Below are 18,573 nucleotides of genomic sequence, written 5' to 3'. Positions count from 1 at the left end.
GAAACTGCACTTTCCAGCAACCGTGGCGGAACGCATCATGAGTTTCGTCGCAGTCATCGGAGTTTTTACCTTGACCGCTTCCAGCAACGGCTTCTGGCGACACCACAAACAAGAACAACGCCTCTCTCTCGACGACATCACCGTCGTCGACAAGTCTCTCCTCAAGCGTGCCGTCGGCGCCATGGCGCTCGGCAACGCAATGGAATGGTTCGATTTCGGCGTCTACAGCTACATCGCTGTGACGCTCGGCAAAGTGTTCTTCCCGTCGTCGAGCCCGTCCGCCCAGTTGATCGCGACCTTCGGCACGTTTGCCGCGGCGTTTCTCGTGCGGCCCGTCGGCGGCATGGTGTTCGGTCCGCTCGGCGACCGCATCGGCCGTCAACGCGTGTTGGCAATGACCATGATCATGATGGCGCTCGGCACCTTCGCGATCGGGCTGATTCCGAGCTACGGGTCGATCGGCATTCTCGCGCCGGCCTTGCTGCTCGTCGCGCGTCTCGTGCAAGGCTTTTCGACGGGCGGCGAATACGGCGGCGCGGCGACCTTCATCGCCGAATTTTCGACGGACAAGCGCCGCGGCTTCATGGGCAGCTTCCTCGAGTTCGGCACGCTGATCGGCTACGTGCTCGGCGCGGGCACGGTCGCCGTGCTGACCGCGACGCTGTCGAACGAGGCGCTGCTGTCGTGGGGCTGGCGTGTGGCGTTCCTGATCGCCGGTCCGCTCGGGCTCGTGGGTCTTTACATCCGCATGAAGCTCGAGGAAACGCCCGCGTTCAAGAAGCAGGCCGAGCAACGCGAAGCCGAAGACAAGGCGCTGCCAAAGCAGTCGCTGGGCAATCTGCTCGTGCAGCAATGGAAGCCGCTGCTGTTGTGCGTCGGCCTCGTGCTGATCTTCAACGTCACCGACTACATGGCGCTCTCGTATCTGCCGAGCTATCTGTCGGCCACGCTGCACTTCAATGAGTCGCATGGTCTCTTCATCGTGCTGCTCGTGATGGTGCTGATGATGCCGGCGACGCTCGCTGCCGGCCGTCTGTCGGATGCGATCGGCCGCAAGCCGGTCATGCTGTTCGGCTGCGTGGGTCTCTTCGCGCTGTCGATTCCGGCGCTGCTCCTGATCCGCATGGGCACGCTGCTGCCGGTGTTCAGCGGGCTGATGATTCTCGGTGTGCTGCTGTCGTGCTTTACGGGCGTGATGCCGTCGGCGCTGCCGGCGCTGTTCCCGACGAAGATCCGTTATGGCGCGCTCGCCATCGGCTTCAATGTCTCGGTGTCGCTGTTCGGCGGTACGACGCCGCTCGTGACCGCATGGCTCGTCGACCGCACCGGCAATCTGATGATGCCCGCGTACTACCTGATGGGCGCGTCGCTGATCGGCATCGTGTCGGTTGTCGCGCTGCGCGAAACGGCACGCAAGCCGCTGCTCGGCTCGGGCCCGTGCGTGGCGACGCGCGCGGAAGCGCACGCCGTGCTGCGCGGCGAACGCGAAGCGGAAGAGATGGACGAAGGCTACGCCGCGACCGCTACGGCGCGTGCGTGATTTAAGGGCGAACTGCGGCGCTTGTTGAGAGCATCGCAAGTAGTGCAAGTAGTACAGGACGGGCCGGCATTTTGCCGGCCCGTTTTCATTTCAGCAGCGGATCCACACGTGCCTCGGCCCGCGCGCCTTCGATTGTGAGGATGCCGGCCGACACCGGCAGCTTGAATCGCCGCGGGCCTGCGCTGCCGGGATTGACGAACAGCACCCCGTCGCGCTCGCTGATCGACGGCTTATGAGAGTGTCCGGTCACGACCACGCCGATAGCTTCTTTACGCGGATCGGCCGGCACGTCGGCGATATCGTGCACGACGAGGATCGTGACCTGCTGCACGGCGAGCGTCGCATGCGTCGGCAGCGATGCGGCCCACTCGCCGACGTCGTTATTGCCGCGCACCACGGTGAGCGGTGCGATTTGCGCGAGCGCGTCGAGCACCGCTTCGTTGCAGATGTCGCCGGCGTGGATGATCGCGTCGCAACCCGCGAGATACGCGAGCGCCTCGGGCCGCACGAGGTTATGCGTGTCGGAGATGAGGCCGATGCGGGCTGGCGGTGGATGGGGTGTGGCTGAAGTCATGACGACAGTATCCGTGAAGCCCGGGCTGGTTCGCAAACCGCAAACGATGCGCGCGCAGACGGTAACTCGCCGGCGCGCGCGCAATCAATCCACTGGCTGCCGCAACGAAGCTTCACGCGACACCTCTTGCGCGGGCCGCCTCGCATCCAGCATGCGCCGCGTCGCGCCGTGCACGACGATGCACACCGCCGACGCACACGCGAAGCTCAACCACACGCCATAGCGCGGCAGCAGCACCGCGGTCACAGCGAAGAATGCGGCGAACGAGCCGCGCCCGACCACCATGCCGCGCATCAGCAACGCGACAAAATCAGGTCCATGCTCGCGCTGCGCCGACACGGCGAGCACCATCCCAAGCAACGGAAACACGGAAAGCAAGCCGCTCCACGTCGCGCCCATCGACGCTGCAAGGCTCGTCACCGCAAGCGTCAACAGCGCGCCCGCGACCATGCGCAGTACGAGCTCGCCGAAGCCGGCGCGCGTGGCCGGCACCTGCCCCGTCGCGCGCGGCAAGCCGCATTGCGAAACCGCGACCGCCACGCAAGCCACGGCGACAGCCCACGCGAGCGACGCGGGCAGTCGCGTCAACAACAACGCCGCCACGAACCACCCGCTCATGCCCGCGACCAACGCAAGCGGCCACGAGAAACGGCGGCAACTCCACGCATACGCAAAGTTGAAGGCTTCCGACGCGGCGATCGCCGCAATCGACGCCACCGACGCCTGCCCTCGCGCGAGCGCAAGCAGCAGCACGATCGGTCCGGCGACGACCGGCAGGCCCGCGAGCCAGCCCGCCACCGACGGCCCCCACAAGCGCGCCGCCATCGTCAGCGCGGCGAGGAACGCCGGCACGAGCGCAAGCTTGAGCGCCAGCACCCTCACCCTTCCAGAACGTGTTCAATCCGCCGATCCGGCACGAGCCACCACGCGGCAGCGAGCGTATAAAGCGCCGCCGAAATCAACGGCTCAACGAACGCCGTCACGATGCCCGCCAGATAGATCGCGACCGACACCCTGCCCTTGAAGTCGTTGCCGACCGCCTTCGCAAGCGCCGAGTCGAGGCCGTGCTGACGGATGAGCAAGCGCGTCAGAATGAAATAGGCGATCGCCGACATGAACAGCACAACGCCGTATAGCGCGGTCGGCCACGAAGCGAGATGGTTCTCGCCGACCCAATGCGTGACCGCGGGCAGCAGCGACAGCCAGAACAGCAGATGCAGATTGGCCCACAGCACGCCGCCGCTGACCTTCGTCACGGCATGGAACAGATGGTGATGATTGTTCCAGTAGATGCCGACGTAAATGAAGCTCAGCACATAGGCGCAGAACACCGGCAGGAGCGGCCGCAGCGCGGCGAGGTCGAAGCCTTCCGGTACTTTGATTTCCAGCACCATGATCGTGATGATGATGGCGATCACGCCATCGCTGAAGGCTTCGACGCGTCCCTTGCCCATCGGCGGTTCCTCGAGTGAATGCGGTTGAATGCGGTTGAATGCGGGTTCAATGCAGGCTGAATGCGGACCGCGCATACATCGCACGCACGGCCCGCGCCGCTCGCGATTATCCGCGATGCCGCAACGCGTTGTCGATCCACGTCTTGCGATCCGCCTCTTGCAATCCGCCTCTTTCGAGCCGAGCTATTTCAAAGGCTTCAGACCGTCGAGCAGCGTAGGGATCAATTCGCTGATGGTCGGATGGATATGCATCGCGTATTGCAAGGTCGGATACGGCGCGCCCGCCGTCATGATGTCGATGAACGTATGGATCGCCTCGTCGCCTTCTATGCCGTGGATCGCCGCGCCGAGAATCTGCTTGCTGCGCGCGTCGACGAGCACCTTCATGAAGCCGTCGGTTTCGCCGCGTTCGCGCGCGCGGCCGACGCGCGACATCGGCATCGTCGCGATCAGCGCGTCGCGGCCGCTCTTGCGCACGTCGTCCTCGGAAAGCCCGACGCGCGCAAGCGGCGGATCGACGAATACCGCATACGCCATGATGCGCGTGTCCACCGTGCGCGCGCCGCCGTCGAGCAGATTGGCCGCGACGATCTGGTAATCGTCGTAGGACGTATGCGTGAATGCGCCGCGTCCGTTGATGTCGCCGATCGCCCACACACCCGGCACGTTGGTGCGCAGTTGGCCGTCGACGGGAATCGTGCCGTGCCGGTCGGTCTCGATGCCGGCGGCGGCGAGCCCGAGGTCGTCGGTATTCGGTTCGCGGCCGGTCGCGAACAGCAGATGCGACGCCTCAAGCGCCGGCACGTTCTGCTCGAAGCCGATGCACACTTCGTTCTCGCGATGCGGATGCGGCTCGACGCGCGAAGGCTGCACGCCGAAGCGGAACTCGACGCCTTCGCGGGCCAGCACCTGCTGCACGGACTCGGCAAGATCGGCGTCCTCGCGCGTGAGCACGCGCTCGCCGCGCACCAGCACGATCACTTCACTGCCGAAGCGGCGAAACACCTGCGCGAATTCGAGCGCGATATAACTGCCGCCGACGATCACGAGCCGGCTCGGCAGCTCGGTAAGCTCGAGCAGACTGGAGTTGGTGTAATAGCGGATTCGCTCGATGCCTTCGAGCCGCGGCACGACCGCGCGCGTGCCGGTATTGAGGAAAATTTCGTCGGCGCTGATTTCATGCAGCAGCGCGCCGTCCGGTCCGCTGACGGAAACCGTATGCGCGCCCGTGAAGCGCGCATGGCCGTTGAAGACCGTCACATTCTCGGTGCCGCGCAGCCATTGTTCGACGCCGTCGCGCGACTGCCCGATGATCTTGTCCTTGCGCGCCTTCACCGCCGACAGATCGACGTTGACCGAACCGCTCACCAGCACGCCGAGCCGAGCCGCGTGGCGCGCGACGTGCGCCGCGCGCGCGCTCGCCACATAAGCCTTGGTCGGCGTGCAGCCGACGTTCACGCACGTCCCGCCGAACGCCGCGCGTTCGATAACCGCCGTGCGCCGGCCGCTTTCGGCAAGACGCACGGCAAGCGGCGGGCCGCCTTGTCCGGTGCCGATCACAACTGCGTCGAAGTGCTGTGCCATGACGACTCTCCTTGCGGCTCGCGTGCGGGTCGTTGCATCTTACGCCCAGTCGCCGCCGCGCTCATGTCACCGCTCATGTCGCCGCGCTTGTCACCTCTCACGTCGCCGCATACGCATCCGCCAACGCCCGCGCATAAGCGCTCGCGCCGACCGGCCGGCTGTACAGATAGCCCTGCTGCTTGTCGCAATCGATCGAGCGCAGAAACGCCGCCTGCTCGGGCGTTTCCACGCCTTCCGCGGTGACGTTCATGCCGAGCGAATGCGCCATCGCCACCACCGCCTGCGTGATCGCAATCGAATCGCGATGATCCGGCAAGCCCGCGACGAACGACCGGTCGATCTTCAGGTTATGCAGCGGAAAGCGCTTCAGATACGACAGCGACGAATAGCCGGTGCCGAAATCGTCGACGGAAATACGCACGCCCGTCGCGCTCAGTGTCTGCAACATCGGCAGCACGGTGTCGCTGTCGCTCATCAGAAGCCGCTCGGTGATTTCGAGTTCGAGCGCCGCCGGGTCGAGCCCGGACTGGTCGAGACAGCGCCTGATCCGCTCGACGAGGCCGTCGTTGAACTGGCGCGGCGACAGGTTCACCGCGACGATCAGGTCGGGCGCGAGCGTGCGCCGCCAGCGCGCGGCCTGCTCGCACGCGTGCGCGAGCACCCATTCGCCGATCTCGGCGATCAGGCCCGCGTCTTCCGCGACTGGAATGAACTCGGCAGGCGACACGTTGCCGAGCTCGCTGTTGTACCAGCGCAGGAGCGCCTCGGCGCCGATGGTGCGGCCCGCGTGGCTATCGACGATCGGCTGATACACGAGGCTCAGTTCGCCGCCGGCGAGCGCGCGCCGCAGCGACTGCTCGATCACAAAGCGGCGCTGCAGTTGCTGATTGAGCTCGGCGGTGAAGAACTGGAAATTGTTGCGGCCGCGCTGCTTCGCGTGATACATGGCCGAGTCGGCGTTGCGCATCAGCGTCGGCGCATCCTGGCCGTCTTCGGGAAAGCGGCTGATGCCAATCGACGCGCCCAGGTAGTACTCGTTGTCCGCCACCGCGAACGGCACCGCGATTTCGTCGAGGATATGACGGGCGAGCGCGATCAGCCGGTCGCTGCAATCGCTCGCGCCGACCACGATCACGAACTCGTCGCCGCCCACGCGCGCGAGCGTGTCGTCGGGGCCGACGCAGCCGGCGAGCCGCTGCGCGACGCTCTTCAGCAACGCGTCGCCGGCCTCGTGACCGGCCGTGTCGTTGACCTTCTTGAAACCGTCGAGATCGACGAACAGCACCGCGACGTTCGCGAATTCGCCGCTGCCGTTCGGCGCACCAGGCGCGAACAGGCTGTTCATCCGCTCGGTCAGATACGCGCGGTTGTAGAGGCCGGTGAGCGAATCGCGGGTCGCGAGGAATTTGAGCTGGCGCTGCGCCTCGCGCACGGGGCCAATATCGGTGAAGGAAATCAGCACGGAGTCGGGCTTGCTTTGGCCCGGCTTCAGGATCGGCACCACGTTCTCGGTGATCCAGATGACTTCGCCGCTCACCAGTTCGACGGCGAGCGTGACGCCGAGCATCGGCTTGCCGGTCGCGAGCACCTGGCTGGTGGGCCGCTCATCTTCCTTCACGGGCGAGCCGTCCTCGTGAAAGCCGCGCACCATCACCGTGCGAATGCTGCGCCCGACGATTTGCGGCCCGGTGCGCAGCATGCGCTGCGCGCTCGGATTGCAGGCGAGCACGACGCCCTCGCGCGACTGCACGACGATGCCTTCGATCAGATGATCGACGACGAGCCGGTGATGCTCCTCGCTGTTCGCGAGACGTTGCGCCATCGCGTCCTGATGCACGGCGAGCCCGACGCTGCGGCCGATGTCGCGCAGCATCGTCTCTTCCTGAGCGGTCGGCCGGCGCGGCTCGCGATGATAGACGGCGAACGCGCCGAGCACGGCGCCCGCGTCGTTTTCGAACGGCACCGACCAGCACGCACGCAGGCCGAGCGGCAACGCGAGCGCGCGGAAGTCCGCCCACAGCGGGTCCGTCTCAATGTCCTCGACGACCACGAGCCGCCGCTCGTACATGGCCGTGCCGCACGAGCCCGCGCACGGGCCGATCGCGACACCGTCGATTGCCGCGCTGAAGTGCGCGGGCAGCGACGGCGCGCCGCCCATCCGCACATGCAGGCCGTCTTCGTCGAGCAACAGGATCGAGCATGCCGCGCCCGAACCGAGCAGCGCTTCCGCGCGGTGACACACCTCGTCCAGTAATTCCGGCAATGGCGTATTGCGGGTGATGAGCCGCAATACGCTGCGCTCCGACGCCAGCACCTCTTCGGCCAGATCCGGCCGGTATCGGCAACTATCGGGCGTCGCTCCTGCCTCCATGCGTGATGTCGCTTCGCGGTTCATATATGCGCCCCCCTACCCAACATCGGCAAGATTGTGTAAGCAGCGCACCAGGGTATACCCGTCGAATGCACAGGATTTCCGCAGGTGGCGCTTCGATTTGCCGTGTCTTCCACTATCGCGGCGCCGCACGCGTCGCGCAAGGCAATATCTGGTAATCACTTGCGCTAACCGCTGCTTTTTCCGGCGTCCGCATGACGCGCGATCGGACGATCATCCGTTGCATGAGAAACCCTGCATCGCGTGAACCGTCATGAAAATCGTCCGCCCTCTTCTGATCGCCGCGCTGCTGATCGCGCATCCGTCCGCTCAAGCCGCGAGCTTCGATTGCAGCAAGGGACGCTCGCTCGCCGAAAAGATCATCTGCAACGATCCCGCGCTGTCGCGCCTCGACGATACGTTGGGCCGACTCTACTGGAAAGCGCGGCGCACGGTGAGCGACCGGCGCGGCTTCATCGCCGACAGCGACAGCAAGTGGGCGTGGCGCGAGGCGAATTGCCGCGACGCCGAGTGTTTGGGGACGTGGTACGCGGCGCGTATCGGCGAACTGGAGCAGGTGATTGCGAGTGTGCGGATGGGTGCTTCGAGCGTCGATCCCACGATGCTTCAATGCACGGCCGCGCATCCCGGCATCGTGATCGGCGAGCAGTGCGCGAGCGTCATCAAGCAGAACGGCAGCCAGTGGAACCACCAGACGCCGCATGGCGGCGACTGGTTCTGCGGCGTCGCGATGTTGGGACGAACGTAGTCATGCGCTGCGCCGTGCGTCGCTTCAGTGAAGGCTCGGCGGCGTGTCTGGATCAGGCGCGGCATCTTCCGCGGCTCCGCTCTCGCCGAACAGCTCCGCGCACAACTCGCGGCCGGTCTCCGTAAGACGCGCAGTGCCGGCGCCCTCCTCATCGAACATCGTCTCCACGAGGCCGCTGTCAACGAGCGCCGTCAACTGCCGCCGCAGCGCGCTCATCGGCACGTTCGCCTGCTTCGACAGCCTCGCGAGCGACCACGAGCCGCCCGGCGTCTGCCGCGCGGGCCGTTCACTTTGCGCGCGCCAAAGCTGCGCGAGCACGGCGAGCAGCACCGGATCGATTCCCTCTTCGTCCATTCATGTCTCCTTGTGTTTTATCCGCCGGCCGCCTTGCTTTTCGTGCGAGCGATGCCGGCGCTTCACGTCATCTGCGTGATCAGTTCGCCGAGTGTCTTTAACGCCGCCTCGCTGTCAGCCGTCCACGGATAGCTGTAGTTGAGCCGGATGAAATGGCGAAAATCGTTGCGCGTCGAAAACATCATGCCGGGCCCGACCGTGATGCCGCGCGCGAGCGCCGCCCGATACAGCTTCATCGAATCGACGCGCTCGGGCAACTCCACCCACAGCACATAGCCGCCTTGCGGCGCGGAGATGCGCGTGCCCGCCGGAAAGAACCGCTGCACCATCGCGCTCATGATGCTCGCCTGCTGCCGATAAACCTTGCGCACATGCCGCAGATGCCGGTCGTAGCCGTCCTGCCGCAAATAATCGGCGACGGCGACCTGCGGCACCGAAGGTGTCGTCAGCGTATTCAGAAACTTGAGCTTCTCGACCTGCGCGCGATAACGGCCCGGCAGCGCCCAGCCTATCCGGTACGACGCCGTCAGGCTTTTAGAGAACGACGCGCAATGCAGCACGAGCCCCTGCGTGTCGAAGCTCTTCAATGTGGACGGCCGCGACTCGCCGAAATACAGCTCCTGATACACATCGTTTTCGATGACCGGAATCTGGTGCGCGGCGAGCAGTTCGACGAGTTGCCGCTTGCGCGCGTCCGGCATCTGAAAACCGAGCGGATTCTGGAAGTTCGGCATCACCATGCAGGCGGCGATCTTCTGTCTTGCGATCACCTGCGCGAGCGCGTCGATGTCGATGCCGTCGACGGGATGCGTCGCCACCTCGATCGCGCGCATGCCGAGCCGCTCGATGGCGTGCAGCATCGCGTAGTAAGTCGGCGATTCGACGGCCACCGTGTCGCCCGGTTTGGCGATCGCCTGCAGGCTGAGGTTGATTGCCTCGGTGGCGCCGAGCGTGATGACGATCTCGCCGGGATCGACGGGCATGCCGTTCTCGGCATAACGGCGCGCAATCTGCCGGATCAGTTCGGGGTTGCCGGGCGGCAGATCGTCGATCAGATTCCAGCTCGCCTGACGGCGCGCAATCGCGTTCGCATACTGATTGATGCGCCGCCACGGAAACAGCGACGGGTCGGGATATGGTGAGCCGAACGGCACGGCGTCGTGCGCGCGGATGCTGCGCAGCGTGGAGAGCACGAGACGGCTCACGTCGACCTCGGCGGCAACCGGGGCAACGGGCGGCGCGGCTTTGCTGTCCCCGCGCCGCGTCTCGGGGCGGAACGCATTCAGCGCCGCTTCGCGCACGAAATAACCGGACTGCGGACGCGTTTCGACGATGCCCCGGCTTTCCAGCAACGCATACGCATGCAGCACCGTCTTGATGCTCACGCCATGCTGCTGGCTCGCCTGCCGCACGGACGGAATCCGCTCGCCCGCCGCGAAGACGCCGCGGCGCACGGACTGGGTGATTTCGTCGGCGAGCTTTTCGTAGAGTTTCAAGGACGTGGCTCAAGGAAAACGGATATCTCGCGCGCCAGTCTATGACAAAACGCAAGAACTGTATCCCTTCCCTTTTTGTTTTTCTGTATGCTGCACTGCGATTGGAACACAGTAGTCTTGGAACATCGGCCGAAAAGCCATGACAAGACCACGCGCGGCAACATCATGAAGAACACCGACATCCGCAATAAATCAGGCGCCGACACCAGCGGCGCCCGCATCGAGCCGTACACGCACCCGGCGGCCGGCTGGGGCGCGCTCAAGTACGTCGCCATCAACCTGATCAAGGAAAAGGTCACGGGCGGCAATTACCGCACGCTGCTCAAGCAGAATCAGCCGGACGGCTTCGACTGCCCCGGCTGCGCGTGGCCCGACCGCGAGCATGCGTCCACGTTCGAGTTCTGCGAGAACGGCGTGAAGGCGGTCGCCGCCGAGGCGACCAGCAAGCGCGTGACGCCCGCGTTCTTCACGGAGCATACGGTCGCCGAACTCATGACGCAGTCCGACTTCGAGCTCGAACAGCACGGCCGCCTGACCGACCCGCTCGTCTACGACGCGATGAGCGACCGCTACGTGCCGATCGGCTGGGACGAAGCATTCGATCTGATCGCGAGCCATCTGAAGCGCCTTGACGATCCGGACCAGGCCGCGTTCTACACGTCGGGCCGCGCAAGCAACGAAGCTGCGTTTCTCTACCAGTTGTTCGTGCGCATGTACGGCACCAACAATTTCCCCGACTGCTCGAACATGTGCCACGAAGCGACGAGCCGCGGCTTGCCGCACACGGTCGGCATCGGCAAAGGCACGGTCACGCTCGACGACTTCGAACACGCGGACACGCTGCTGATCTTCGGCCAGAACCCGGCGACCAACCATCCGCGGATGCTCGGCGAACTGCGCGAGTGCGCAAAGCGCGGCGCGACCATCGTGTCGATCAATCCGCTGAAGGAGCGCGGGCTGGAGCGTTTCGCGAGCCCGCAGCATCCGGTGGAAATGCTGACGATGGGCAGCACGAAAATCAGCTCGGTGTTTATCCGCCCGAAGGTCGGCGGCGACTTCGCGCTCATCAAGGGCGTGGCCAAGCGCGTGATCGAACTCGATGACGAAGCGCAGGCGTCCGGTCTGGCTCGCGTGCTCGACGTTGCGTTCCTCGCCGAACACACGGTCGGCTTCGAGGCGTTCGCACAAGACCTGCGCGCCGAGCGCTGGGACACCATCGTCGCCGAATCGGGCGTGCCTTACGAAGATGTGCTGAAGCTCGCCGACATCTATGCGAAAGGCCGCGCAGTGATTTCGACGTGGGGCATGGGTCTCACGCAGCACAAGAATTCGGTGGCGACAGTGCAACTGCTGTCGAACCTGATGATGATGCGCGGCAATATCGGCCGGCGCGGCGCGGGGCTCTGCCCGGTGCGCGGCCATTCGAACGTGCAGGGCGACCGCACTGTCGGCATCGAGGAAAAGCCCACGCAGGCGTTTCTCGACCGGCTCGGCGAGGTGTACGGTTTCGAGCCGCCGCGCGAGCATGGGCTCGACGTCGTGAACACGATTCAGGCGATGCTCGATCGCAAGGTGAAGGTGTTTATCGGGCTCGGCGGCAACTTCTCGATTGCGACGCCGGACACGCCGCGCACGTGGGAAGCGATGCGTTCGTGCGATCTCACCGTGCACATCACGACGAAGCTGAACCGCAGCCATCTCGTGCATGGCCGCGATGCGCTGATTCTGCCGACGCTCGGCCGCACCGAGATCGACTTGCAGAACGGCGTCGCGCAAGGCGTGAGCGTCGAGGATTCGATGAGCATGGTGCACATCTCGTACGGCATGAATAAGCCGGCTTCAGAAAATCTGCTCTCCGAAATCGCGATCGTCGCGCGCATGGCGCACGCGACGATCGGCAGCCACAAGGTCGACTGGCTCGCGCATGCCGCGGACTACGCGCTGATTCGCGACGGCATCGCGAAAGTGATCGACGGCTTTGACGATTACAACGAGCGTCTGAAGCGTCCGGGCGGCTTCCATCTCGGCGTCGCATCGCGTGAACGGATCTGGAAAACGCCGAGCGGCAAGGCGCAGTTCCTCGTGCATGCCATCGCGCTCGACACGCCGATTCATCGCGCGCGCGAGCAGCATGGCGAGCGCCTGATGACGCTGATGACGACGCGTTCGCACGATCAGTACAACACGACGATTTACGGGCTCGACGACCGTTATCGCGGCGTATACGGACAGCGGCGCGTGCTGTTCGCCAACAAGGACGACATCGCGATGCTGGGTTTCGCGGCCGGACAGCGCGTGGACATCACGAGCGTGTGGGCCGACGGCATCGAGCGTCACGCGGATGGCTTTTTGCTGGTCGAATACGACATTCCGCGCGGCTGCCTCGGCGCTTATTATCCGGAGACGAATCCGCTCGTGCCGCTGTCGTCGGTTGCGGACGGCGCGGGCACGCCGACTTCGAAGTCGATTCCCGTGTTGTTGAAGGCGTCGGCGCTCGAGGCCGTCGCGGCCTGACGCATCAGGTCTGCGCCTTCGCCAACGCGCGATGCGTGAGGTGAAGCCGCAGATCGAATTCGAACTGATGGTAGCCCGGCTGCATGAACTCGCAGAGGCGGTAAAACGCCTTGTTGTGATCGCTTTCCTTCAGATGCGCGAGTTCGTGCACCACGATCATCTTCAGAAACTCCGGCGCCGCGTTTTTGAATAACGACGCGATGCGGATTTCCTTCTTCGCCTTCAGCTTGCCGCCCTGCACACGCGAGATGCTCGTGTGCAGGCCCAACGCGTGGCGCATCACGTCGAGCTTGCTGTCGTACGTGACCTTGTCGATCTGCTCCGCGCTGCGCAGATGCTCGCGCTTCAATTCCGCGCAATACGTGTAGAGCGCGCGGTCGGTTTGCACGTCGTGCGTGTTCGGATAACGGGCAGCGAGGTATGCGCCCAGTTGATCGTCGGCGATGAGCTTGTTGACTTTGTCGAGCAGCGCGGGCGGATAGCCGCTCAGGTATTTCAAATGATGATGCATGGTCGTGGCCTGGCGTGGGCGGCCTGCGTGTCGAATACTTCGCAAGCAGGTCGCTAAACGGCGAGTTTACACGGCCGTCTCTTCGCTTGCCTCGCGTGCATCAGATGCGCCAGGCGGCGCCGCCAGGAAAATCATGCTGATCGAGCGAGTCCGCGTGAATCTCGATGCTGTAGCCCGGACGCTGCGGCGGCATATAACGGCCGTTGCGGATCACGACAGGATCGACGAAATGCTCGTGCAAATGATCCACGTATTCGAGCACGCGGTTCTCCAGCGACGCCGACACGCAAATATAGTCGAACAGCGAAATATGCTGGACGTACTCGCATAAACCGACGCCGCCCGCGTGCGGACACACCGGCACGCCGAACTTCGCCGCCATCAGCAGCACGACGATCACTTCGTTCAGACCGCCCAGCCGGCAACTGTCGACCTGGCAAAAGTCGATCGCATGCGCCTGCAGCAACTGCTTGAACATCACGCGGTTATGACAGTGCTCGCCGGTCGCCACGCCGATCGGTGCGAGCCGCGCGCGAATCGCCGCGTGACCGAGAATGTCGTCGGGGCTCGTCGGCTCCTCGATCCACCACGGATCGAATTGCGCGAGATGCCGCATGTTGGCAATGGCTTCATCGACGTCCCACACCTGGTTCGCGTCCATCATCAGCTTGCGGCCGGGGCCGATTTCCTCGCGCAAAATGCGGGCGCGGCGCATGTCTTCATCCAGATTGCCGCCGACCTTCTGCTTGAAATGCGTCCAGCCCTGCGCGACGCCTTCGCGCGCGAGGCGGCGAATCTTGTCGTCGTCGTAGCCGAGCCAGCCCGCCGAGGTCGTGTAAGCCGGGTAGCCTTGCGCGAGCATTTCCTTCTCGCGCACGGCCTTGGTCGCCGCGTGACGATGCAGCATCGCGATCGCTTCGTGCGGCGTGATGACGTCGGTCACATAGCGAAAGTCGAGACAGCGCACGAGTTCTTCGGGGCTCATGTCGACGAGCAGCTTCCACACCGGCTTGCCTTCCGCTTTCGCCCACAGGTCCCACACGGCATTGACGACCGCCGCGGTGGCCAGATGGATCGCGCCCTTGTCCGGACCGATCCAGCGCAACTGGCTGTCCGACGTCAGTGCGCGCCAGAACGCGCCCATGTTCGCGGCAATGTCCTCGAGCGTTTTACCGACGACGAGCGGCGCGAGCGCCTCCACCGCCCTCACGCAGATTTCATTGCCGCGCCCGATCGTGAACGTCAGGCCATGACCCACGAGCGCTTGCGGCGCGTCCGTTTCGAGCGTCACGTAAGTGGCCGAATAATCGGGCGCGGCGTTCATTGCGTCGGAGCCGTCGAGCGAGCGCGAGGTCGGAAAGCGAATGTCCCGCACCGACAGCCGGGTGATGGTAGTGATCGTGGTGCTGGTGGTCATGTCACACGCTCCTCGACGGCTGCATTCGGGCGACGATCAATCGTAGAGCACCGCCGCGATCTTTGGATCGTTCATGTTGCTCTTGTCGTACCAGTAAAAGCCGGTGTCGACTTTCTTCGGCAGCTTTTCGCCTTTGAGCGCCTTGACCGCGGAATCCACCACGCATTTGCCGATGCCGATCGGGTTCTGCGTGATCGCGCCCGCCATCAGCCCTGAGTTGATGTCGTCCTTCTGCTCCTTGCCCGAGTCGTAGCCGATCAGCACGAGCTTCTTGCCCGACTCCTTGACGCCGATTGCCGCGCCTTCCGCGGAGCCTTCGTTCGCGCCGAAAATGCCCTTCAGGTTCGGGTTCGCCTGAATCATCGCCTTGGCGATTTCCGCGGACTTCAGGTGGTCGCCGCCGCCGTATTGCACGGACACGATCTTCACGTTCGGATGCTTGCTCTTCATCTGGTTCACGAAGCCGTCGCGCCGGTCGATGCCCGTGCGGCTCGTCTGATCGTGCACGATCACGCCGACATCGCCCGCATTGCCGATGGCGTCGGCCATCTTGTCGGCGGCGAGCGCGGCGGCGGCGAGATTGTCGGTCGAGCAGGTCGTGAGCGGGATGTCGCTGTCCACGCCGGAGTCGAATGCGATCACCGGAATCTTCGCCGACTGCGCGCGTCTCAGGAGCGGAATGGCCGCCTTGCTATCGAGCGCGGCAATGCCGATGGCTTGCGGTTTTTTCGCGAGCGCGGCCGACAGCATGTCGATCTGCTTGTCGACCATCGCCTCGGTTTCCGGGCCTTCGAACGTGATTCTGACCTTGTGTTCCTTCGCGCCCTGCTCCGCGCCGGCTTTGACGGCCTGCCAGAACTGATGCTGGAAACCCTTCGAAATGAGCGGGATATAAACGTCGTCGGCATGAGCGAGATTCGCCCCGCCGATGAGCGCGCTCAAGCCGACCACGACGCCGAATGCTTTCCGATTCAACATGGACTCTCTCCTCCTAAGGTGTGGACCTTCTTCTTCTACAGTCGTCGGGGAAGCGTTATCGCGCCTCCCTTGTTGATATTGTCCGGCGCGAGTTCAGCGTTTTCTGCGCCGCAGGATGTCGGCGTAGACCGCGAGAATGATGATGAGGCCCGTCACCACGATCTGCCATTCCTGAGCGACCGACATGATGCGCAAGCCATTGGTCAGCACGCTCATGATGAATGCGCCGATGATGGTGCCGAGTATCGTCCCCGAGCCGCCCGACAGGGACGTGCCGCCGATCACCACCGCCGCGATCGCTTCGAGCTCGTAGCCCTGGCCGAGCGCCGGCTGCGCCGAGTTTAGACGCGACGCGATGAGCAGACCCGCGATGCCGCAAATCGCGCCGCCAAGGCCATAAATGGCGATCTTCCAGCGGTCGACGTTCACGCCTGACAGCCGCACCGCCTCTTCGTTGCTGCCGAGCGCGAACGTGTAGCGGCCAAGCGCCGTGCGATTGAGCGTGATCGAGCTGGCGATCGCGAGGAAGAAGAGGATCAGCACCGCGTTCGGAATCGGCAGGCTCGGCACGAAATAGCCGATCAGCGAGTCCTGCGAAATCATGTAGAAGTTTTCGGTGTCGGTGAAATAGATCGGCTTGTCCGCCGACACCACGAGCGACAGTCCCTTGAGCAGCAGCATCATGCCGAGCGTCGCGATGAACGGCGGGATTTTCATCTTCGCGGTGAGCGTGCCGGAGATCGTCCCGCAGATCGCGCCCGTGCCGATGGCCGCGAGCACGCCGAGCCACATCGGCAGATGCCAATACGTGAGAAAGACGCCGCAAATTACGGCCGTGAAGGTCATCAACGTGCCGACCGACAGATCGATGCCGCCCGTGATGATGACGAAGGTCGACGCAATGGCGAGCACGCCGTTGACCGCCGTCGCCTGCAGAATGCCGAGGATGTTGTCCATCTGCATGAATGCCGGCGACGCGAAGCTGAAGAACACCAGCAGCAGAATGAGGCTCGCGAAGGCGAGCATCTTTTGCAACGCCGTCGGCGAGAAGATGCGGGCCTTCAGGCCGCTCAGGCGCCGCGCGCCGGTGAGCGCGGAGGAATCGGATTGCACTGTCATAGCGTCCTCTCGCGGCTCACGCCGCTTTCAGGGTTTGGCGCTGCGTGGCCAGATGCATGATGCGCTCCTGCGTCGCTTCTTTCGCGCTGAGTTCGCCGGTAATGCGGCCCTCGCACATCACGACGATGCGGTCGCTCATGCGCAGAATCTCCGGCAGCTCCGACGAAATCATCACGATCGCCTTGCCCTCGTCCGCTAGCTTGCGCAGCAGTTTGTAGATCTCGCTTTTTGCGCCGACATCGATGCCGCGCGTGGGTTCGTCGAAGAACAGCACGTCGCAGTCGCGCTCCAGCCACTTGGCGATGACGATCTTCTGCTGGTTGCCGCCGGACAGGAGCCGCACTTCCTGACTCGCCGAGGGCGTGCGGATCGCCAGCAGATTGATGAAATGACTCGCGCGGCGGCGCATCCGCGCGCGGCGCAAAAAGAAGTTGAGGGACAGGAAATTGCGCAGGTTCGACATGACGATGTTCGACTCGACGTCCATGCCCGTTGCAAGCCCGAAGCGCTTGCGGTCTTCGGAGAGATAGCCGATGCCGTGCGCGACCGCATCGCTTGGATTTTTAATCGACGCTTTCGCGCCCTTCACGAAGATTTCGCCGGACTCGACGGGGTCCGCGCCGAACACCGCGCGCGCGACCTCGGTGCGGCCCGCGCCCATCAAACCGGCAAAGCCGAGTATCTCGCCCTGGCGCAACGTGAAGCTCACATCGCGCACGAGCGGCCCGGCATTCAGATGCCTGACTTCGAGCGCGGTCTCGCCTTGCGCCGCATCGCGCGCGGCGGGCGCTGCGGCGCTCAAGGTGCGCCCGACCATCATGCCGATGATCGCCTCGACGGTGGTGTTCGTGGCGTCGACGGTGGCCACATATTCGCCGTCGCGCAGCACGGTGACGCGGTCGGCGATCTGCTTCAGTTCGTCCATCTTGTGCGAGATGTAGACGATGCCGACGCCCCGCCCTTTCAGTTCGCGGATGATGCGAAACAGCTCGGCGATTTCGGCGTCGTTGAGCGCGGACGTGGGCTCGTCCATGATGAGCACGCGCGAGTCGAACGACAACGCCTTGGCGATCTCCACCATCTGCTGGCTCGCCACGGTCAGCTCGCCGACCATCGCGCGCGGATCGAGATTCACATGCATGCGCGACAGGATCTCGCGCGCCGCGATGTTGAGTTTGTCTTCGTCGAGAAAGAGGCCGAGCCGCCCGCGCGGCTCACGGCCGATGAAGATGTTCTGCGCGACCGTGAGGTGATTCATCAGTTGGAGTTCCTGATGAATGATGCCGACGCCCGCGGCTTGCGCGTCGCGCGGGCTCAGGAATTCGGCCGGCTCGCCGCCAACCAGGATTTCGCCGGAATCGCGCGTGTACACGCCGGCGAGGATTTTCATCAGCGTCGATTTGCCGGCGCCGTTCTCGCCCATCAGCGCGTGGACTTCGCCCGCCATCAGTTCGAACTGGACGTCGTGAAGCGCCCGCACGCCGGGAAAGCTCTTGCTGAGCTTTTTGACGGAAATCAGCGGGGTCATGGCGCGACGCCGACGACGGCTGCACGGCAAACGCTCGCCTCAACCCGGCAGGCGGAGCGCGAAAGCGCCGGACGGCGCGCGGTGGTTCGTCTTAAATCGCAACGAGAAGCCAGGCACATTGCTGGACCCCCAAACCGATGTGCGACGATTCTACGACGCGCGAAGGCAGCGGCTCAAGTGCAGGCATTCCCGAGTGTCTGGAGTGGTTACGGGGGTCGTTTGTGCAGAGTTTGGGATTTTCAGACAAGCCTGCCTCCGCAAACACCGCTTCTACAGGTTTCGTTCGGTCGTGATCCCATGCCGATCCGTTCCCTGATTGGTGCCCGGCCGGCAACGCCATGTGTCTCCATGCATGCCTACCGCA

The 18,573-nt window shown here is 64.2% G+C and carries 15 protein-coding genes; 3 read left to right on the top strand and 12 right to left on the bottom strand.

Annotated elements, in window-relative coordinates:
* The first annotated feature begins 37 nt into the window (after nucleotides 1-37).
* Complete coding sequence (gene proP / locus BGRAMDRAFT_RS22960; protein ID WP_006051233.1) at nucleotides 38-1,540, top strand: glycine betaine/L-proline transporter ProP; 1,503 nt, start codon at nucleotides 38-40, stop codon at nucleotides 1,538-1,540.
* 85 nt (nucleotides 1,541-1,625) lie between these two features.
* On the opposite strand, the gene BGRAMDRAFT_RS22955 is transcribed toward proP, so the two are convergent.
* The 5 genes from BGRAMDRAFT_RS22955 to BGRAMDRAFT_RS22935 all read right to left on the bottom strand — a co-directional run bounded on the left by BGRAMDRAFT_RS22955 (nucleotide 1,626) and on the right by BGRAMDRAFT_RS22935 (nucleotide 7,547).
* Complete coding sequence (locus BGRAMDRAFT_RS22955) at nucleotides 1,626-2,114, bottom strand: metallophosphoesterase family protein (RefSeq protein WP_006051232.1); 489 nt, start codon at nucleotides 2,112-2,114, stop codon at nucleotides 1,626-1,628.
* A gap of 84 nt (nucleotides 2,115-2,198) precedes the next feature.
* Complete coding sequence (locus BGRAMDRAFT_RS22950) at nucleotides 2,199-2,990, bottom strand: hypothetical protein (RefSeq protein ID WP_006051231.1); 792 nt, start codon at nucleotides 2,988-2,990, stop codon at nucleotides 2,199-2,201.
* Between the two features lie 2 nt (nucleotides 2,991-2,992).
* Nucleotides 2,993-3,568, bottom strand: a complete 576-nt coding sequence (locus BGRAMDRAFT_RS22945) for a TMEM175 family protein (RefSeq protein WP_006051230.1) — start codon at nucleotides 3,566-3,568, stop codon at nucleotides 2,993-2,995.
* A gap of 183 nt (nucleotides 3,569-3,751) precedes the next feature.
* A complete protein-coding gene (locus BGRAMDRAFT_RS22940) occupies nucleotides 3,752-5,152 on the bottom strand; it encodes an FAD-containing oxidoreductase (RefSeq protein WP_006051229.1) in 1,401 nt (466 codons plus the stop codon).
* Between the two features lie 97 nt (nucleotides 5,153-5,249).
* Complete coding sequence (locus BGRAMDRAFT_RS22935) at nucleotides 5,250-7,547, bottom strand: putative bifunctional diguanylate cyclase/phosphodiesterase (RefSeq protein WP_006051228.1); 2,298 nt, start codon at nucleotides 7,545-7,547, stop codon at nucleotides 5,250-5,252.
* 250 nt (nucleotides 7,548-7,797) lie between these two features.
* Between BGRAMDRAFT_RS22935 and BGRAMDRAFT_RS22930 the strand changes: the two genes are divergently transcribed.
* Nucleotides 7,798-8,292 carry a lysozyme inhibitor LprI family protein gene (locus BGRAMDRAFT_RS22930; protein WP_006051227.1) on the top strand — a complete coding sequence of 165 codons (495 nt, stop codon included), beginning with the start codon at nucleotides 7,798-7,800 and terminating at the stop codon, nucleotides 8,290-8,292.
* A gap of 24 nt (nucleotides 8,293-8,316) precedes the next feature.
* On the opposite strand, the gene BGRAMDRAFT_RS22925 is transcribed toward BGRAMDRAFT_RS22930, so the two are convergent.
* Together BGRAMDRAFT_RS22925 and BGRAMDRAFT_RS22920 are read right to left on the bottom strand one after the other, a co-directional pair.
* A complete protein-coding gene (locus BGRAMDRAFT_RS22925; RefSeq protein ID WP_006051226.1) occupies nucleotides 8,317-8,646 on the bottom strand; it encodes a helix-turn-helix domain-containing protein in 330 nt (109 codons plus the stop codon).
* 62 nt (nucleotides 8,647-8,708) lie between these two features.
* Nucleotides 8,709-10,142 carry an aminotransferase-like domain-containing protein gene (locus tag BGRAMDRAFT_RS22920; protein WP_006051225.1) on the bottom strand — a complete coding sequence of 478 codons (1,434 nt, stop codon included), beginning with the start codon at nucleotides 10,140-10,142 and terminating at the stop codon, nucleotides 8,709-8,711.
* Between the two features lie 165 nt (nucleotides 10,143-10,307).
* Here BGRAMDRAFT_RS22920 and BGRAMDRAFT_RS22915 point away from each other — a divergent pair, with 165 nt between their 5' ends.
* Nucleotides 10,308-12,656 carry an FdhF/YdeP family oxidoreductase gene (locus tag BGRAMDRAFT_RS22915; RefSeq protein ID WP_044021751.1) on the top strand — a complete coding sequence of 783 codons (2,349 nt, stop codon included), beginning with the start codon at nucleotides 10,308-10,310 and terminating at the stop codon, nucleotides 12,654-12,656.
* A gap of 4 nt (nucleotides 12,657-12,660) precedes the next feature.
* Here the strand turns inward: BGRAMDRAFT_RS22915 and BGRAMDRAFT_RS22910 are convergent, their stop codons facing one another.
* The 5 genes from BGRAMDRAFT_RS22910 to BGRAMDRAFT_RS22890 form a co-directional block, all read right to left on the bottom strand.
* Entirely contained in the window at nucleotides 12,661-13,167 is a 507-nt protein-coding gene (locus tag BGRAMDRAFT_RS22910) for a YgjP-like metallopeptidase domain-containing protein (protein WP_006051223.1), read from the bottom strand.
* A gap of 100 nt (nucleotides 13,168-13,267) precedes the next feature.
* The gene (locus tag BGRAMDRAFT_RS22905) at nucleotides 13,268-14,566 is read right to left on the bottom strand and encodes an L-fuconate dehydratase (protein ID WP_044021750.1); all 1,299 of its coding nucleotides are present in this window, start codon (nucleotides 14,564-14,566) and stop codon (nucleotides 13,268-13,270) included.
* 54 nt (nucleotides 14,567-14,620) lie between these two features.
* Complete coding sequence (locus BGRAMDRAFT_RS22900) at nucleotides 14,621-15,562, bottom strand: ABC transporter substrate-binding protein (RefSeq protein ID WP_006051221.1); 942 nt, start codon at nucleotides 15,560-15,562, stop codon at nucleotides 14,621-14,623.
* Nucleotides 15,563-15,655: 93 nt separating this feature from the next.
* Nucleotides 15,656-16,681, bottom strand: a complete 1,026-nt coding sequence (locus BGRAMDRAFT_RS22895; protein WP_006051220.1) for an ABC transporter permease — start codon at nucleotides 16,679-16,681, stop codon at nucleotides 15,656-15,658.
* Between the two features lie 16 nt (nucleotides 16,682-16,697).
* On the bottom strand, nucleotides 16,698-18,209 hold the full coding sequence (locus BGRAMDRAFT_RS22890; protein ID WP_006051219.1) for a sugar ABC transporter ATP-binding protein: 1,512 nt from the start codon (nucleotides 18,207-18,209) through the stop codon (nucleotides 16,698-16,700).
* Between the last annotated feature and the right edge of the window lie 364 nt (nucleotides 18,210-18,573).

This window comes from Paraburkholderia graminis C4D1M, from assembly GCF_000172415.1.
GTDB lineage: Bacteria > Pseudomonadota > Gammaproteobacteria > Burkholderiales > Burkholderiaceae > Paraburkholderia > Paraburkholderia graminis.
Note: the sequence above shows the minus strand (reverse complement) of the source record. Positions and strands in the feature narration are given on the sequence as shown.

Excerpts from the sequence above, each read along its gene's own strand:
- proP (WP_006051233.1), top strand. The coding sequence starts at position 38 with ATGAGTTTCGTCGCAGTCATCGGAGTTTTTACCTTGACCGCTTCCAGC.
- BGRAMDRAFT_RS22955 (WP_006051232.1), bottom strand. The coding sequence starts at position 2,114 with ATGACTTCAGCCACACCCCATCCACCGCCAGCCCGCATCGGCCTCATC.
- BGRAMDRAFT_RS22945 (WP_006051230.1), bottom strand. The coding sequence starts at position 3,568 with ATGGGCAAGGGACGCGTCGAAGCCTTCAGCGATGGCGTGATCGCCATC.
- BGRAMDRAFT_RS22940 (WP_006051229.1), bottom strand. The coding sequence starts at position 5,152 with ATGGCACAGCACTTCGACGCAGTTGTGATCGGCACCGGACAAGGCGGC.
- BGRAMDRAFT_RS22935 (WP_006051228.1), bottom strand. The coding sequence starts at position 7,547 with ATGAACCGCGAAGCGACATCACGCATGGAGGCAGGAGCGACGCCCGAT.
- BGRAMDRAFT_RS22930 (WP_006051227.1), top strand. The coding sequence starts at position 7,798 with ATGAAAATCGTCCGCCCTCTTCTGATCGCCGCGCTGCTGATCGCGCAT.
- BGRAMDRAFT_RS22925 (WP_006051226.1), bottom strand. The coding sequence starts at position 8,646 with ATGGACGAAGAGGGAATCGATCCGGTGCTGCTCGCCGTGCTCGCGCAG.
- BGRAMDRAFT_RS22915 (WP_044021751.1), top strand. The coding sequence starts at position 10,308 with ATGAAGAACACCGACATCCGCAATAAATCAGGCGCCGACACCAGCGGC.
- BGRAMDRAFT_RS22910 (WP_006051223.1), bottom strand. The coding sequence starts at position 13,167 with ATGCATCATCATTTGAAATACCTGAGCGGCTATCCGCCCGCGCTGCTC.
- BGRAMDRAFT_RS22900 (WP_006051221.1), bottom strand. The coding sequence starts at position 15,562 with ATGTTGAATCGGAAAGCATTCGGCGTCGTGGTCGGCTTGAGCGCGCTC.
- BGRAMDRAFT_RS22895 (WP_006051220.1), bottom strand. The coding sequence starts at position 16,681 with ATGACAGTGCAATCCGATTCCTCCGCGCTCACCGGCGCGCGGCGCCTG.
- BGRAMDRAFT_RS22890 (WP_006051219.1), bottom strand. The coding sequence starts at position 18,209 with ATGACCCCGCTGATTTCCGTCAAAAAGCTCAGCAAGAGCTTTCCCGGC.